Here is a 15,754-nt window from a genome sequence, read left to right on the forward strand (position 1 = left end):
CTTCGGCGCCTTTTTTCGCGCCTATTTTTTATTTCTGTGCAACATTTTTTGGTGGAGCAATCATCATGAAACATTTTTTATCTGTATCGTTAATTGTGAGTGCGATCGGTTTGGCTAACACCCTCCACGCCGCAACACCAAAGGGCACCATCCGCCTGGAGGCCGGCACCGAATACGACTCCAATTTGAGCGTGATCGAGCTGGATCAATTTTCAACCCAAAGCGATTGGGCTGCAGTGTTAAATGCACGCTTAAATGGCCGCTGGAAAGCAACCGACAAACTCGAACTTAAAGGCGGCTATTCCTATTTAAGTAAAACCTATCAAGACTATGAGAATTTTGATTTGGCAATTCAACAACTGTTTGCCGACGCGAGTTACAAATTTGATCTGGCCACCCTCGGCGCCAGTTTTCATCATGCCGATGCAGAACTCGCCGATAAGGATTTATTAACACTGCAACAAACAAGCGTCTATGCCTCACGTTTATTTAGTCAACGCGTGTTCGTGCGCGGGGCAGTGAATTTTCAGGATAAAGATTTCCCCAGCAATGGCGAGCGCAATGCGCGCAATACTGGTTTTGCGGGCGATGTGTTTGTTTTTTTCAACCAAGGCGCTACGTTTATCGCCACTGGTGTTACACAAGAACAGGAAGACGCAAACCAAGCCTCGTTTGACTATGATGCAACCAGCTTGCGGGCGAGCATCAATCATAAATTTTCGGTCTGGGGCAAGAAAAGCAAAGTACAACTGGGTACACGCTACCACGCACGGGATTATTCCGACATCACATCGGCAGTTGATAGCCGTCGCGCCGACACCCATCGCGTAACCAACATTGAATGGGAAATTAATCTCACCGAAAACATTATCGCCACCAGCAAAATTGAACGCGGCAATTACGAGTCCAATGTCGCCGCTGCCGATTATTCAGAAACACTCGGTTCAATTATCTTTGCTGTGACTTTCTAATTTGTTTTTCACTTCAACTGATTGAGTTGCATCTAACAGGCCGAACCCAAACATTGGGTCGCGGCCTGGCGCACCAAGATCAATAGCGGTTTTGCTCAATGCCGCAAGTGCATTCGAAACATTGTTGTTGGCTTGCGCCACCTCACAGACTACAAATGCAGCTACCAAAGGCGTTGCAATAGAAGTACCCGTCTCCCGCCCAAAACCGCCATCGCTACGCGCCGTCTTGACGGACACACCAAGCGCCGCAAAATCAATGTGATCGCCGCGATTCGCCCAGCGATAAATTTTTTGCGCGCGATCCACAGCAGTCGCCGCAATCACTTCAGCATAAGCGGCAGGATACATAGGCGGCGCCGCTGGCCCTTCATTGCCGGCAGCGGCAATCAGCGCAATATTGTGCGCAGCAATACGTGCGATCACTGTGCGCAAAATCTGGTTGTCCGGCCCCGCCAAGCTCATATTAATTGCGCTGACTTTTTCACCGGCCAACCAATTTAATGCGCGCACCAAATCCATCATGGTCGCGCCTTGCGAATATTGATTGCGCGGATAAAACACCGATGCCGCGTAAAGTGTCGCGTTGGGCAATAAGGCTTGTAGTTCGCCACCGCCCACTAATAAGCCCGCCACCGCAGTGCCATGGGCGCGCGGTGCGGTAAATTTTTCGCCTAAAAAATCCCGCGCAATAATCTGGCTCTTGGCAAATGCAGAGTGCTCGCGATTAATTGCAGTATCCACCATGCCGATTTTCACCGGCGCATTACACACTACCGCCAATGACGCATCGCTATTGTTAGCGGTTGCGGTGTTGGCCGCTTGCGCGGCGTAAATATGATTGCGATCAAGCTGCTCGTGAAGGTGATCGGGCAAGCGCTGCTTTAAAGCCGCCGCTGAATCCCACTGCGCGGGCACGCGAAAGCGCACCAGCACCATGTCCAGTTCGGCAAAATCGGTCTGCTCGATAATATCGGCCTGCAACGGCGATAAGAGTTTCAGCTCGGCTTTGTCCAACATGATCAACCATTCGCGCTCCACTGCACGCCAGCCATTCTCAACTTCTACATCGACAAACGCGGTTTCACCGCTTCGGGTTAAGATCGGCAGCGTTTTCGCCAAGGCATCCAACGGAACGGCATCACCTAACGGCGCCAATGCATCGCGCACCTGCCGACCAGCCTCATCCAGCTCGCCCAAGGTACCGGAAATAAGGTCTTGATCCAGCGCTCCTGCACCCAGCGCGTCGCCAGCCAATATATCGCCGCCCAGTACATCACCACCAAGGAGCTGGTCACCCAAAACCTGGCTATCGATAACCTGGTTTTCAATCACACCGGAATTGATGATTTGATCCTGAACTTGATCCTGAACCTGATCTTGTATCTGATTCAGGTCCAGCACCGAATCAACTGGCAGCTGGGCGTAACTGGACGAACCCAGACTGGCTAACAAGAAACAACTAAAATAAACAGGTTTCATAAATTTTCCCCTAAAGCGTTTAGGTAGATGTAGCACAAAATAGAGCCTTACTTTAATGAAAACGTTTCAGCACCATAAAAATTCCCCTGCGCGGGGAATAAAAACCATACTCAGACGTTTACTTAATAGAAATGGTGATTTCAGACGAAATCCATACAATGACTCCGCGCAATAACGCATACAGGATCAATAATCCCTATGAAAGAAGAGTTAACCCGATTAGCGCCTATGTTGCGGCGTTTTGCTTATTCACTCACCGGTTCAGCTGCCGACGCCGATGACCTGCTACAGAACACGCTTGAGCGATTGCTGACCCGCGGCATTCCGGCGGATATAGAGCCGGCAAAATGGGCTTTTCGCGTATGTCGCAATATTTGGATCGACGAATACCGCGCGCGTAAAATTCGCCAGCACAATACTTATGCACTGGAAGATACCGAAGAGCCATCGGTTGATGGCGAGCAGAAAATCCACGATCAAATCACTCTCGAGCAGGTCGATGCCGCGATGAACAAACTGCCCGACGACCAGCGCTCAATTATGGCATTGGTAGCCCTGCAGGGAATGTCCTACAAAGAAGTGGCCGAAACCCTGGGCATTCCCGCCGGCACCGTCATGAGCCGCTTGGCGCGCGCACGGGTGGCACTGATCAATTACCTAAATCCAAATCCCGCTTCCGCAAAACCGGGCGTTTGAGGAGATGATGATGAATATTAGCGACGAACAATTATCGGCCTTTCTCGATGCCGAACTGCCTGAACATGAAATGGAAATGATTCGCCAGCAAATCATTGAAGATGAAACTCTGGCCAATCGGCTTGCAGAGTTTGCAATGGTGGACGAACAAATTACACAGCACTACTCGGCAATTGATGCACGCCCGCTGCCGGATGCAATTACCCAATTGTTAGCCGCTGCACCCACTGAAACTAAGGCGTCAGTATCCGCGCAAATTATCGCCTTCCCGGTGTGGAAAAAAATCCAGCGAGGGCTGCAACAACATGCGGCTATAGCCGCCTGCACGCTGTTGGTTTTGGGCTACGGATTTATTCAGCTACTGCCCAGCAGCCAGAATTCACCGCTGGATAATTGGAGCGCAATTGCCGCCGCACTCGACACCACCGCCAGCGGCACCGAGCAAACGCTCGCGCAAGGTCAACGCATCAAACCGCGCTTAACCTTTGTCAATCAAGCAGGCAATTATTGTCGCCAGTTTTTTATCGCCGATGCACAAGGCGGCGCGGAAACTATAGCCTGTCGCATTGATGATGAATGGCAAACTGATGTCACTGTCGCAACCCAGGTAGCACCCGACAGCCTTGACTATCAAACCGCCACCAACCAAGCCGCCGTATTGGATGAACGCTTAGATGAGATTATGCAGGGCGATGCGTTAGATGCGCAGCAAGAAGCGAGTGCGATTCAGCGCGGCTGGGAAAACTAAATTCACCGAGGGCACAGCGATGAAACTTATTAGCCTTATTTTTATTTCACTCATCATCATGGGCTGCGCAAGCCATTCAGCCTACAAACCCGCTAAAGGCGATAGCAGCGGTTACAAAGAAATTGCACTCGCGCAAAATCACTACCGCGTGCAATTTAAATTGGCGGGACAGTCGCGCAGCGCCGCACAAAAATATGCATTAATGCGCGCTGCGGAACTGACTCTGGCACAGGGTTACGATTGGTTTGTAGTAGAAAAAAGCAGCACCCGCCGATTGCGCGAAGAAGATCCATTCGAAACCAGCACCCGCCCAGCCATCGCGCGCAGCTGTGGGTTATTGGGTTGTCGCACGCGAATGACTACGCCTGAATCTACGCTGGATAATACCGATACAGACACCCTGGCTATAGTAGAAATTCGTATGGGGCGCGGCGTACGACCAGAAAGTGGGCAACCAAAAATAAAAAGTTACGATGCCCGCGAACTGTGGGAGGCCGCACAAAGAAATACTGATCAGGCCAATTAAAGTTTATTTGCAATTATTTTTTATTAACCAACCACAGCAATTTGAAAAATCACATCTGCAGTATGTGCAACAGTTTTTGTAAACTCTACAGACAAACACCACATAAAATGGCACGGTGATCAACAAAAAACGCAATTTATCGCGCTTTTGAGTCGATGGCACAGATACTGCAAAACCTCTCCTGAGCACTATTTATTTTAACGTGCAAGATAAACCATTCAATTATTTTTATATTCAGGAGAAATATTATGGCTAACAACGAAATTTCCGTTATGCGCGATCTCGTTAAGGTATTGAATGATGGAGTTGAATTTTATACCGATGCAAAACAAGAGCTGCGCGGCTCTGGTTATGAAACCACTTTGCAAGAAATGATCGATGTACGCCAAGCCGCATTAGTGCGATTACAGCCATTAATTTATGTTCGTGAAGGTGAAGTGGAAACTGGCCAAACCATGAGTGGAACACTGAGAAAAACCTACACCGATGTATTGGCAAAAATTAAAGGCGATAAATCGCAAACTTACATTGCGCAATTGGAAGAGCTGGAAGACAGAACGCTCGAATATATTCGCAATGCGATGCTGGAAGTTACCTCCGTTGATTTTAATACGGCGCTCAATCACATTTTTACGTCACTGCAACACTGCCACAATCGCATGCGCGCATTGAAGCGCAATGTGGCCTAAGAGTTCAACGGGACTGGGAGTAGGAGTTTAGCCCGAATTCGAGGAACCTGGGCAGGAAGGTTGAATTTAGGGAAAAAGCAATTGCCATGTTATTGCGCCCCTTAGGGGCGTAACAGCATGGCAATTTTTATTGCACGGCTGATTAATGCCTATAAAATTTGTGCGTTATTGTTGCAACAACCACTCGCGCCCAGCGCGCTCACTGCGGAAAGTTTCAATTGCACCGCGATCCTGCAATGTGACATAAACGGTTTTACCATCAACTCCACCAAAGGCGACATTGGTTGGCTTCTGGCCTTTTAATTTAATGCGTTCAAGCACCGTGCCATGGGGCGATACCACCGTCACCTCACCCGCAGCGTAGCGCGCGATATACAAATTGCCATCGACATCGCAACGCATGCCATCCAATCCGTGATCGGAAAATTGAATTAACAGGCGTTTGTTTTTTATCGCGCCGGTTTTTTTATCTATATCGTATTTCCACACGTTGCGCTGAACACTTTCATTGACATACAGGTGTTTTTCATCGGTGCTGACTTCTACACCGTTGGTGGTGCCCATATTCGCTTCCAGCAAAGTGACTGTGCCGTCAGTAGCGATTTTCCACAGATTGCCAGTGCTGTCAGCCCAGTTGGGGTCACTCGCGTAAATCACACCGGATTTTGCGATGGCAATATCGTTGGGCTGATTCATTTTATCGCTGTGCGCATGTACCGAAATCGCTTTGGTTTTGGGATCGATCTTTAATACATTGTGACCGGAATAATCCGCCACATACATAAAGCCTTTGCGATCAAAACGAATACCGTTACCGGTGCTGCCCTCAGGCAAGGTCACAAATAATTGCGCATTATCTTTTTTATCGACAATACCGATGGTGCCTTCTTGCGCAAAATTGACCGCATAGAGATTGCCTTGAGCATCAACTGCAGGGCCTTCAATACCCTGGGTAAAAACATTATCAGCAACGTGATCAGTGGTTTGTGCGAGAGCCAATGGCGCTGTTGCGAGAAGCCCAACAACGGCTAACCGGCGAGACTTGAATAGCATGTTATTCATAGCGACCTCTTTATGTGTTTTAAAAATTTGTCTGAGCCGCTGTAGTGGTCGGGCATAAATAACACAACCCGGCCGCACAATAAAAGCCTTGCACCTTAACTTATAGGGCTGCCACCCCATACTATCGACAAAAACGCACCATAAATATTCACACCGTAAACTTTAAGCCTCCATCTGATGCATAGAAATAGCCAAAAACGCACAGATTAAGCTCCCACCGCTACATAAGCCCCTAAAAAACGCACTATTTCCGCCTTGGCATAGGCATTGCAGAAGAGCCATTAGCACGCAGCGAAATAACACCACGCACCAAAATGGAATTCGCCGCGCAACACCCACCCTGCAGTTAATTGGCGGACGACATTTCATGAGCTCACATCGTTTAAATCTATTGGACTTTTCCAATAAATCCGTTGCGACCCTGCACTTCACTTGGTTCGCATTTTTCCTCACTTTTGTGATGTGGTTTAGTTTGCCGCCGCTCAAACCGCTGCTGATGGCGTCATTTGAGATGAGTCCACAACAGTGGGCAGCGCTCTTAACACTCAACGTAGCACTCACAATTCCCGCGCGTATAATCGTGGGCAGTTTGGTGGATAAATTTGGCCCGCGCGCCGCCTACTCCACACTGTTAATTATTTCCGGTGCAATACTGCTCGCCTTTGCTTTTGCGCAAACCTATGAACAGCTGGCGCTGTTCCGCTTTTTATTGGGCTTTACCGGTGCCGGTTTTGTAATTGGTATTCGCTTGGTGTGTGAATGGTTTCCCGCACGCCAAGTCGGTTTGGCGGAAGGTATTTACGGTGGCTGGGGTAACTTTGGCGCTGCCGCTGCAGGATTTATTCTGCCCTTCCTGGCGATCAATGTGTTTGGCGGCGTAGACGGCTGGCGCTATGCCATGGCTACCGCGGCAGTAGTAGCGATTTTTTACGGCATAGTGTTTTACATTACCGTGCGCAACACACCAAAAGGTTCTACCTATTTCAAACCGAAAAAAGCGGGCGGTCTGGAAGTATCGAGCAAAAAAGATTTTGTCCTTTACCTGTTGTTGAATGTACCTATGTACCTGATCCTGGCGGTACTGGTGTGGAAAATGTCGCCCGGCAATTTGGCGCTGTTAACGGATACCACGGCGATCATCGCTTACTTGTCGCTAGTGGTGTTGGCGGTATTTCAATTCTCGCAAATCTATTCCGTTAACAAAGAAATGTTGCAGCAGGGCAGCGTGCCAGAGCACGACAAATACGACTTTAAACAAGTGGTAATTTTGAGCTGGTTTTACCTCGCCACCTTCGGCTCCGAGATTGCCGTAGTCTCTATTTTGCCCGCCTTTTTTATGACTACCTTTGAAGGCCTGAGCGTGACCCAAGCGGCGATGCTGGGTGGCTCCTTTGCCTTTATGAACCTGGTAGCTCGCCCCGGTGGCGGTTGGATTAGCGATAAATTTGGTCGCCGCTTCAGCATGACCATTATTCTCGCTGGTGTCGTAGTGGGTTATTTACTGCTCTCGCAAATTAATAGCAGCTGGCCACTATTCCTCGCGTTTATTGCAGTATTTATCTGCTCGCTGTTTGTGCAGGCAGGTTGTGGCGCGGTATACGCAGTAGTGCCACTGATTAAACGCCGTATGACGGGCCAAATCGCTGGTACTGTAGGTGCGTATGGCAACGTGGGTGCACTTTTCTTCCTGACCATGAATGCCTTTATTAACGCCCAGCAATTTTTCTTTATGCTCGCCGCCGCTGGTTGTGTTGGTTTGGTATTTATTCAATTCCTGAAAGAACCCAAAGGCCATGTGGTCGAAATGAATGACGACGGCACATTGCATAAAATTGAAGTGAGCTAATTGCTCAGGCACAATCCGAAAAACTGTAGGGGCGTGATTTATCACGCCCTGTTTTTTTACGGGGTACATGTTTTTACCGACGCAACAATTCACAGGGCGCAACAATTCACAGGGCGCAATAAATTGCGCCCCTACGTAGAACCTAAAAACTATGGATCATCTACAATCAACGCTGCTCATCAGCTTCGCGCAAAAAAGTGAAGCGGGGCGCAAACCGGAAAATCAGGATACCGTCGGTGCGCGCATACCCGAAAGTAATTTGCTGACCACCAAAGGCATAGCGGTTGCAATTGCCGATGGCGTGAGCAGTAGCAAGGCCGCACGCGAAGCGAGTCAAACCGCGATTGCCGGTTTTCTCAGTGACTATTTCGCCACCCCCGAGACCTGGCGCACCCAGCAATCGGCCATGCGGGTAATCCAAAGTTTAAATTCCAGTCTCTGGGGGCGCAGCCAAAATTCTATTTATGGCGAGGGCTACCTCACCACTTTTTCGGCGCTGATATTAAAAGGCGATAGCGGTTTTATTTTTCATGTTGGCGATACCCGCGTCTATCGCCTGCGCAATAACAATCTCGAATTGCTCACCCGCGACCACACCCAGCGCATCGATAAACACACCACCCATTTAAGCCGCGCAATGGGCGCCGACCCTTATCTGGAAGTGGATATGCACTCGCTGGAATTACAGCGTGGCGATATTTTTATTTTGTCCAGCGATGGCATTCACGAGCATATTCCCACCCTGGAATTTAAAAATTTTGTACTCAGCCATCGCGATAATCTTGAAGCACTGGTGAACGAGGCACTGCCCCTCGCATTGCAACACCAGAGTGAAGACAATTTAAGTATTCAGGCCCTGCGTATTGAAAGCCTCGGCACTGCCGCGCAAGATGATGCGGTGCAAGTTTTATCGCGCCTGCCGTTTCCGCCGATATTATCGCCGGGGCAAAGTATTGATGGTTTGCGCATCAAAAAAATTCTGCATGAATCGACGCGCAGCCAGGTGTATTTAGTCGAAGATGAAAAAAATAACCTACTGGTCATGAAAACGCCGTCGGAATTATTTCAGGACGACAAGGCCTATATCGAACGCTTTGTAATGGAGTCCTGGATCGGCTCGCGTATTCACAGCCCCGCGGTAGTGCGCGTAGTGCCCAGCACTGAAGCGCGCTCTTGTTTGTATTACCTCACCGACTATATTCCCGGCCCCACGCTCACTCAATTATTAAAAGAACGCGGCATTTTATCGATTCTGGACGCAGTGGAACTGACCGAAGGATTAATTCGCGGCATACGCGCATTTCATCGCAAAGAAACCCTGCACCAGGATTTAAAACCGGACAATATTGTGATCAGCGCCAAAGGCCCGATGGTAGTCGACTTTGGCTCCTGCTGGGTGGCGGGTGTACAGGAGGCGGGCACACCCTTCACACGGGATAATATTCTCGGCACGCTCGATTACTCTGCACCAGAATACCGCTACGGCGGCAAGGCCAGCGACAAATCCGATCAGTTTTCACTGGCGGTATTGCTCTATGAAATGCTCACCGGAAAACTGCCTTACGGTACGGCCTATAGCAAAGCCACTGACTTAAAAAGCTTTCAAAAGTTGCGCTATATATCGGCGATGAAATACAACCCGCTGGTGCCCTACTGGCTCGACAAAGCCATGGAAAAAGCCCTGAGTATTTATCCCACCAGCCGCTATGAGGCACTCTCAGAATGGCAGCAGGATTTAAAACGCCCCAACCCCAACTGGCTCAGCCCACGCGCGCAACCATTGCTGGAGCGGCACCCGGATAAAGTCTGGAAAATAATCGCCATCAGCGGTTGGATTGCGGCAGCCATCGCATTTTTCTCGCGCCAGTAACAATCGCGGCGTCAGGTTGTGATTTACATAGTCCCTGGCGCCTGAATTTTCTGTTAGTCTCTGTGCGAATAACAATCACCCTATAGCGACCCATCACCGACCGTCGCTGTTCGCACAGGGACTTACTACCATGACCATCCAACGCGCCCTGATTGTGGATGACTCCACTACCGCACAATACCGGCTCAAAAAAATGCTGCGCCGCTACCCGCTCGATATAGATATTGTCGATTCCGGGGAAGCCGCACTGCGCTATCTCGCCCGCCATGCACCCGCCGTTATCTTTATGGATCACCTTATGCCCGGCATCGATGGGTTCCGCGCACTGCAGATTATTAAATCCAACCCAGACACCGCGATGATTCCGGTAATTATGTACACCTCCAAAAGTGGCGATGTGTATACCGGACAAGCGCGCGCACTCGGCGCAATAGATGTAGTGAGCAAAGACAGCATCAACGCTACCGATTTATCCAAAGTGATGAAGGCAATTCATATTTACCCAACCGCTGGCACCCCTGAAAACGACAGTATTGAAAGCGCAGAATTGATCGCCGCCGCCAATCAAGTCACTGCCAATAGCTCAGCAGAAACCAACGGCCAGCACGTGGAACGGCGCACCTCATCGCTGGAGCAAGCGCGCAATTTGGATCTACGCCTGAGCCATATGGAACACAGTCTGGAAGATAACCGCCGCTTTATTACCTCTCGCGTTGTGCGTGAACTACAAGGATTGCGCCAGGTTATGCGGCAGGAATTTAGCGATCTATTGCAGCAGCAAACTGCAGCTCCCACTCCTGCCGCACCAACACCACCGGCAGAAACACCATCCAGCAATTCAGGTTGGTCAGTCTTCGCAATTTTTTTATCCGTAATTGCACTGGCCGTAATCGCTTATGTTTTACTGTCGATTAACAATCAACTCAATAACAATCAAATCCAACAGGAAGCGATAAGCCAACAGTTGCAAGCAGTTGCAGCGCAGGCCAACAAAGAACCGGAGATGATTAGCCCCGCCGCTATCAACGCCAGAATTAATCAACCCATCGCATCTTTATCTGTACCCAATAATGATTTGCTCAACGATCTCGCCTGGACGTTTAATCAAACCGGCGCCTTGGCGTTTCATCAAAATACCATCGACGCCAAACCCTTATTACGCCTGCATGAACTCTTGCACCGCCTCGCCAGTAACGGTTTTAAAGGCACTGCAACAGTAAATATTTATGTCGGGGATTTTTGCGTAGTTGTCGATAACATGGGCATGGCGCAACTCGCCCCCGCCAATAAAACTCTCGGCGACTGCATGCTCTCCAGTGAGATTTATACTATCGGGCGCTTACTGGATGACTACACCCGCGAAGTGACCATGATTCTTGGCAACCTGACTCGGAGTGTAAATGCCACACTACAAATCGCCATCACCGCCGCCCCCGGAACAGACCCCTACCCCGAGCGCATTCCCATCGTAAACGCCGGTGAATGGAATCAAATCGCACAAAACAATAATCGTTTGGAATTGGTACTGAAAGAAAGTGAAGAGCAGTGATAACTGAAAGAGAAAATTTATTATCGTAATGCCACAGACTTTTTATTGAGCGAGCCACGTTTTCCGGCTGGCTTTTTTATTTCTTCCATTTGCCAAATATTCCCAGCCAAAACATAGCTTCGAAAATAATCCCCGCCACCAGAAAAGCAACACCCCCCACAGGAATACCAAAGACATAGCACCCTATAGCGGCAAAAAGACAAACAACAATGACAACTGCCCTGAGAATTGGATTCATTTTCACGCCCCTGATAAGCCAATTAAATATTTAGTAAAAAATAATCTTTGTACTAAATACATCCTTCAACGCTTAAAATGCGCCCCTCGGTTGATTGATTAAATAACTCAGTTAAGCCCGTACTCTCCCTTTCCTTTATAAAATTATCCGCATTTTCAACTGAAGGAAATTCAATCACCACAACATACTGAGGAATCCGGTCACCGCTCCGAACAACCTTTGGCTCCGCGCCTTTTACGATATATCTTCCACCGTGTTTTTCGATCAACTCTGGAATTCTAGCGGCATACTCCTTGAAGCTTTCCATATCCTTAATATTGACATCAACATGTATATAACTGGGCATTTCTCTTTCCTTGCACTAACATTCGCTTCAACCACCGCCAGCAAAATGCAGTATTTTTTACAGATTGCATGGCACTCCAAAGAGAACTAGATCAACTCTCATCAATCTCATACATATGATTGATGACAAAACGCATTTTGGGTAGTAGGCCATTTTCTTGGGTTTTGCTGTAATAGTCCTGCCAGTGTTTTGCGCCGCTCCAGAAGGTTTCGGGGGCTGATAAATTGGCGTTGACGCCGGGTGCCAAATCAAATCCGTTTGCGCTAAAAATTTGGCTGAGCATCATCGCGGAGGGAAAACCGATTTGTTGCATTAAGGGGTTCGATGCATTACCTGCACCCCACACAAATGCCAGCCAGGGTAAAATGTTGGCGACGGCATCGTAACTGACGCGGGCTTTTTTATAATCGGCCAGCGCGGCTAGAATTTTTTCTTGCGGCACTGGAATCGCGAGCAGCGCGAGGTTGGGATAATCTTTTTGTGTTGGAAGTTTATTGAATGGTATTTCTATCAAACCATTACGCGTAGGCGCGTAAGTGGCGGCGGCAGGTTGAAATAACGGGAGATTGCAAAAGATGGCTGTGGCGAAATCGCCCTGCTGAATTTTAAACAGCGCGCACTCAGACCAATAAGACGGCAGCATATCGCCACGCAGATGCGATTGCGCAATACGAATGCGAAATGAGGCAACATCTTTGCCACCGGCCAATACAATAAAACTCCAATCGGCAAGATTATCTAACGCAAAACTTTCATAGGCGCGTTTCAGCCATTCCAGATTGGGTTCGCGTTTAATGCGCTCCATTGTATAAATATCACTTTGGATCAGCGATTGGGACGAGAGTGTTTGTTTGATCATTATCCTTTCCTCAACAAATGTCTGAAATGGTCTTTGTTAAAAACTTAATAATTTAAACGGGCCTTGGGTTGATGAATGTTCGCGCCGCTTTTGCGCATCGGCATCGGTGCAGATGTAATCCACACTGAATTCAAGCCCGCCGGGAATAGCATGAAAACGCAGCATCGCAACATGATCGCCCTGCTGCCGGTGTTTGGTATCCAACCGCAGGTTACCCAGTTTTATACCGGCAAGATCATCCGGCGCAGATGGATGTTTCGGAAACGGTTTTGGCTCTTTGCGGAAAATATTTTTTACCGTGTTTAACTGATCGCTACCCACTGTATCAATCAAACGCGAGGGCGATGCAATCACTTCATAAAACAGCGTTTTGCCGCGAGGGCTAACACCTTCAACAATTCGTCCCCAGTGCACATCGCCGGTAATGTAAAGCACCGGAACTTCTGCTGCAAAGAGTTGCGCCAAGGCATTGGTTAATACGAGAAAATCATCGTAATTGGGCATTTCCATATCGGCAAATTTGCGCGCCCAGCGGCCTGGCTTCTCCATCAAGAGTGCTTGACCGGAACTTAATAAACCCACTGCCGCTTGATTATTTTTTTTGCGCACCAGCAAATCATTCGCCCAACGTTTAATTGCCGACTGCGTAGCAGTATTAAACATTTGTTTGCCGTCCGCATCGCGCTGGGTGCGACCATCGAGAAATAACATGCTAAGCGGATCAACATCTTGCCGGAAAAAACCCGCCGCTTGTGCAGGAGACATTTGATAGCGCTCGTACAAACGCTGTGCAACATTTTTCCAATTCGCGCGGTCGTCTTCGTCGTGAGTATTGCCCAATTGTACTTGGTAGAGCGGAAAATTATTCCAGAACTCGTGATCGTCGGGCACGCAGAGCACTGGCCCATGACTCAGTACCTGTGCAAGCCCCGGCTGCTGCAAAGGAGTTGAAAACCAATTGACTTGATATTTTTTCCCCAACACCTGCGCGAGGCGTTTTTTATTGTCGGGCAAGTTTTGTTGTGAGGGTAAATCAAGATAAACCTGATCGCCTGCGAGCAGGGTAAAATCCGGCGAAGGTTTTATCGCTCTAATAAAATCGGCGAGTGCAGCACTTTTATCATTGGGTTGGTAGTAGCAAGAAGATAACAACAGATTAAAACTTTCAGCGGCCTTGGCGGGCAATTTCTCCGGCGGACGACGACTGGTAAGTATGGTTGTCGCATCCGTGCCAAAAATACGCACCGTGATTTGGAATCGCTCGGTGGTTGCAGGCCATTGCAATTTGAATAGCGCGCGATGGTTCAGCGGATTGCCGCGCGCATCACAAACCTCGTCGCCAAGCGGCTCAAATCCGGGTGGCAATAACTGCGCAGCTACCGGCTGACCATGAATCTCAAAGTTCACTGCAGGGGGAGGATAGGCCTCCACTATGCCGACCCAGATTAATAACTCATCGGGCCGACCAATTTGATTGTAGGCAAACAACTGCACCTGGATTCTCCCTTGAATGGCGGCAAGGGGCTACTATATACCCCAAGCCCAAGAGAATACAAAAACAAAAAAGCCAGCTTGCGCTGGCCTTAAACAGAAAGCACAGGGCAAAGATTAGCGCGGAGTTAAACGCAGCACTCTTACACCGTGAGCGGGAATATTGAGCGCCAGTTTTTCTGTGGTAGTGCCGCTATTTCCTCTCCAGATATCGCGCCAGTTGAATTTTTTCTTGTCGAAGAAAACTTCATGCTTGGAAATATCATCTTTCATATAATGAAACGACCAGTCCAGCGTGTAGTCCTGAGCCTGATCCGCGCGATTTAAAAACAGGAAAGCGTACTCGCCTTTTTCCAAGGGTTTTACAAAAATTTCTATCTCGCCTTCATCAATCCATTTCATTGCTTGCACACCAAGCTTGTCTTGATTGATCGCCAGCATATCTTTATTGGTGAGGATTTTTTTGGTGGCGTCACTCATGCTGCGCAGATCATTCCCGGCAATCAGCGGCGAGGCCATAATCGCCCAGAGCGAAAAGTGTGAGCGGTCTTCTTCTTCGCTCATACCGTTACCCACTTCCATCATATCCATATCATTCCAGTGACCCGGGCCTGCGTATTTGCGTAAACCAACTTGTTTATCGAGGATCGGCAACACGCCCCATGACGACCATGAACCATGGTTGTGCTCGCAATTCCAGCAGGGATAAATATCGCCAGTGGTGCGCCAAGAGTGACCGACATCGGTCGCCCACTCCCAGGGTTTGTTATCGCCCCATTCACAAATACTAAACAACACTGGGCGACCTGCGGTATAGAGTGCATCGCGCATGGTCGAATAGGCCGCTTTGGGATTAATATCCTGGGTGTCGCACCAATCGTATTTTAAGTAATCTATGCCCCAACTAGCGTAAGTGACTGCATCTTGATATTCGTGACCGCGACTGCCGCGGCGACCGGCGCAAGTAGTATTGCCCGCATCGGAATAAAGCCCAATTTTTAAACCTTTGGAATGCACATAGTCCGCCAGCGCTTTCATGCCTGAGGGGAAATGTTTTTTATCGACCTGGATAAAACCTTGTTTGTCGCGCTCGCCGTGCCAGCAATCGTCGATATTAATATATTCATAACCCGCATCTTTCATACCTGATGACACCATCGCATCGGCCATTTCGCGAATCATGTTTTCATTCACATCGCAGCCAAAAGTATTCCAACTGTTCCAACCCAGTTGCGGCGTTTTAGCGAGTTGATCAAATTTTTGTGCATAGCTATTACCACCCCACATAAGTAAGACAGCGATAAAACCCCAGCCGAGAAATTGTTTTTTAGTCATAAGATTTACCCTTGCAGCTGTAGTGTTAGTACAGACCTTGTCGTGATTA

General features: G+C 48.7%; 15 protein-coding genes. 8 read left to right on the forward strand and 7 right to left on the reverse strand.

Translation table 11 applies throughout. The features are described from left to right. Window positions 1-65: 65 nt before the first annotated feature. Window positions 66-971: a hypothetical protein gene (locus AC2CG4_RS06910; protein ID WP_484485547.1), complete on the forward strand. Its 906-nt coding sequence runs from the start codon at window positions 66-68 to the stop codon at window positions 969-971. On the opposite strand, the gene AC2CG4_RS06915 is transcribed toward AC2CG4_RS06910, so the two are convergent. Next, window positions 945-2,450: a S8 family serine peptidase gene (locus tag AC2CG4_RS06915; RefSeq protein WP_484485548.1), complete on the reverse strand. Its 1,506-nt coding sequence runs from the start codon at window positions 2,448-2,450 to the stop codon at window positions 945-947. The two genes, AC2CG4_RS06910 and AC2CG4_RS06915, sit on opposite strands and share 27 nt — an antisense overlap. Before the next feature lie 198 nt (window positions 2,451-2,648). Between AC2CG4_RS06915 and AC2CG4_RS06920 the strand changes: the two genes are divergently transcribed. The 4 genes from AC2CG4_RS06920 (at window position 2,649) to AC2CG4_RS06935 (ending at window position 5,109) form a co-directional block, all read left to right on the forward strand. Next, window positions 2,649-3,146 (forward strand): RNA polymerase sigma factor, encoded by a 498-nt coding sequence (locus AC2CG4_RS06920; RefSeq protein ID WP_484485549.1) that lies wholly within the window; start codon window positions 2,649-2,651, stop codon window positions 3,144-3,146. A 10-nt stretch (window positions 3,147-3,156) separates the two neighbouring features. Continuing rightward, window positions 3,157-3,894, forward strand: a complete 738-nt coding sequence (locus AC2CG4_RS06925) for an anti-sigma factor (RefSeq protein WP_484485550.1) — start codon at window positions 3,157-3,159, stop codon at window positions 3,892-3,894. A 19-nt stretch (window positions 3,895-3,913) separates the two neighbouring features. Then, the gene (locus AC2CG4_RS06930; RefSeq protein ID WP_484485551.1) at window positions 3,914-4,420 is read left to right on the forward strand and encodes a CC0125/CC1285 family lipoprotein; all 507 of its coding nucleotides are present in this window, start codon (window positions 3,914-3,916) and stop codon (window positions 4,418-4,420) included. Between the two features lie 248 nt (window positions 4,421-4,668). Beyond that, window positions 4,669-5,109 (forward strand): PA2169 family four-helix-bundle protein, encoded by a 441-nt coding sequence (locus tag AC2CG4_RS06935; RefSeq protein WP_484485552.1) that lies wholly within the window; start codon window positions 4,669-4,671, stop codon window positions 5,107-5,109. Window positions 5,110-5,274: 165 nt separating this feature from the next. Here the strand turns inward: AC2CG4_RS06935 and AC2CG4_RS06940 are convergent, their stop codons facing one another. Continuing rightward, entirely contained in the window at window positions 5,275-6,171 is an 897-nt protein-coding gene (locus tag AC2CG4_RS06940) for an SMP-30/gluconolactonase/LRE family protein (RefSeq protein WP_484485553.1), read from the reverse strand. Window positions 6,172-6,538: 367 nt separating this feature from the next. On the opposite strand from AC2CG4_RS06940, the gene AC2CG4_RS06945 reads away from it, so the two are divergent. From AC2CG4_RS06945 to AC2CG4_RS06955, 3 genes are all read left to right on the forward strand, one after another. Then, window positions 6,539-8,017 carry an MFS transporter gene (locus tag AC2CG4_RS06945; protein ID WP_484485554.1) on the forward strand — a complete coding sequence of 493 codons (1,479 nt, stop codon included), beginning with the start codon at window positions 6,539-6,541 and terminating at the stop codon, window positions 8,015-8,017. A gap of 151 nt (window positions 8,018-8,168) precedes the next feature. Then, entirely contained in the window at window positions 8,169-9,887 is a 1,719-nt protein-coding gene (locus AC2CG4_RS06950) for a bifunctional protein-serine/threonine kinase/phosphatase (protein ID WP_484485555.1), read from the forward strand. 130 nt (window positions 9,888-10,017) lie between these two features. Further along, entirely contained in the window at window positions 10,018-11,436 is a 1,419-nt protein-coding gene (locus AC2CG4_RS06955) for a response regulator (RefSeq protein WP_484485556.1), read from the forward strand. A gap of 76 nt (window positions 11,437-11,512) precedes the next feature. Here the strand turns inward: AC2CG4_RS06955 and AC2CG4_RS06960 are convergent, their stop codons facing one another. From AC2CG4_RS06960 to aga27, 5 genes are all read right to left on the reverse strand, one after another. Then, window positions 11,513-11,674, reverse strand: coding sequence for a hypothetical protein (locus tag AC2CG4_RS06960; RefSeq protein ID WP_484485557.1), 162 nt, complete (start codon window positions 11,672-11,674; stop codon window positions 11,513-11,515). 52 nt (window positions 11,675-11,726) lie between these two features. Further along, window positions 11,727-12,020: a DUF1330 domain-containing protein gene (locus AC2CG4_RS06965; RefSeq protein WP_484485558.1), complete on the reverse strand. Its 294-nt coding sequence runs from the start codon at window positions 12,018-12,020 to the stop codon at window positions 11,727-11,729. Between the two features lie 91 nt (window positions 12,021-12,111). After that, the gene (locus AC2CG4_RS06970) at window positions 12,112-12,879 is read right to left on the reverse strand and encodes a hypothetical protein (RefSeq protein WP_484485559.1); all 768 of its coding nucleotides are present in this window, start codon (window positions 12,877-12,879) and stop codon (window positions 12,112-12,114) included. Between the two features lie 36 nt (window positions 12,880-12,915). Then, on the reverse strand, window positions 12,916-14,373 hold the full coding sequence (locus AC2CG4_RS06975) for a metallophosphoesterase family protein (protein WP_484485560.1): 1,458 nt from the start codon (window positions 14,371-14,373) through the stop codon (window positions 12,916-12,918). 114 nt (window positions 14,374-14,487) lie between these two features. Next, entirely contained in the window at window positions 14,488-15,705 is a 1,218-nt protein-coding gene (gene aga27 / locus AC2CG4_RS06980) for an alpha-galactosidase Aga27 (RefSeq protein ID WP_484485561.1), read from the reverse strand. Window positions 15,706-15,754: the final 49 nt, after the last annotated feature.

The organism is Cellvibrio sp. ATLC23, assembly GCF_057196725.1.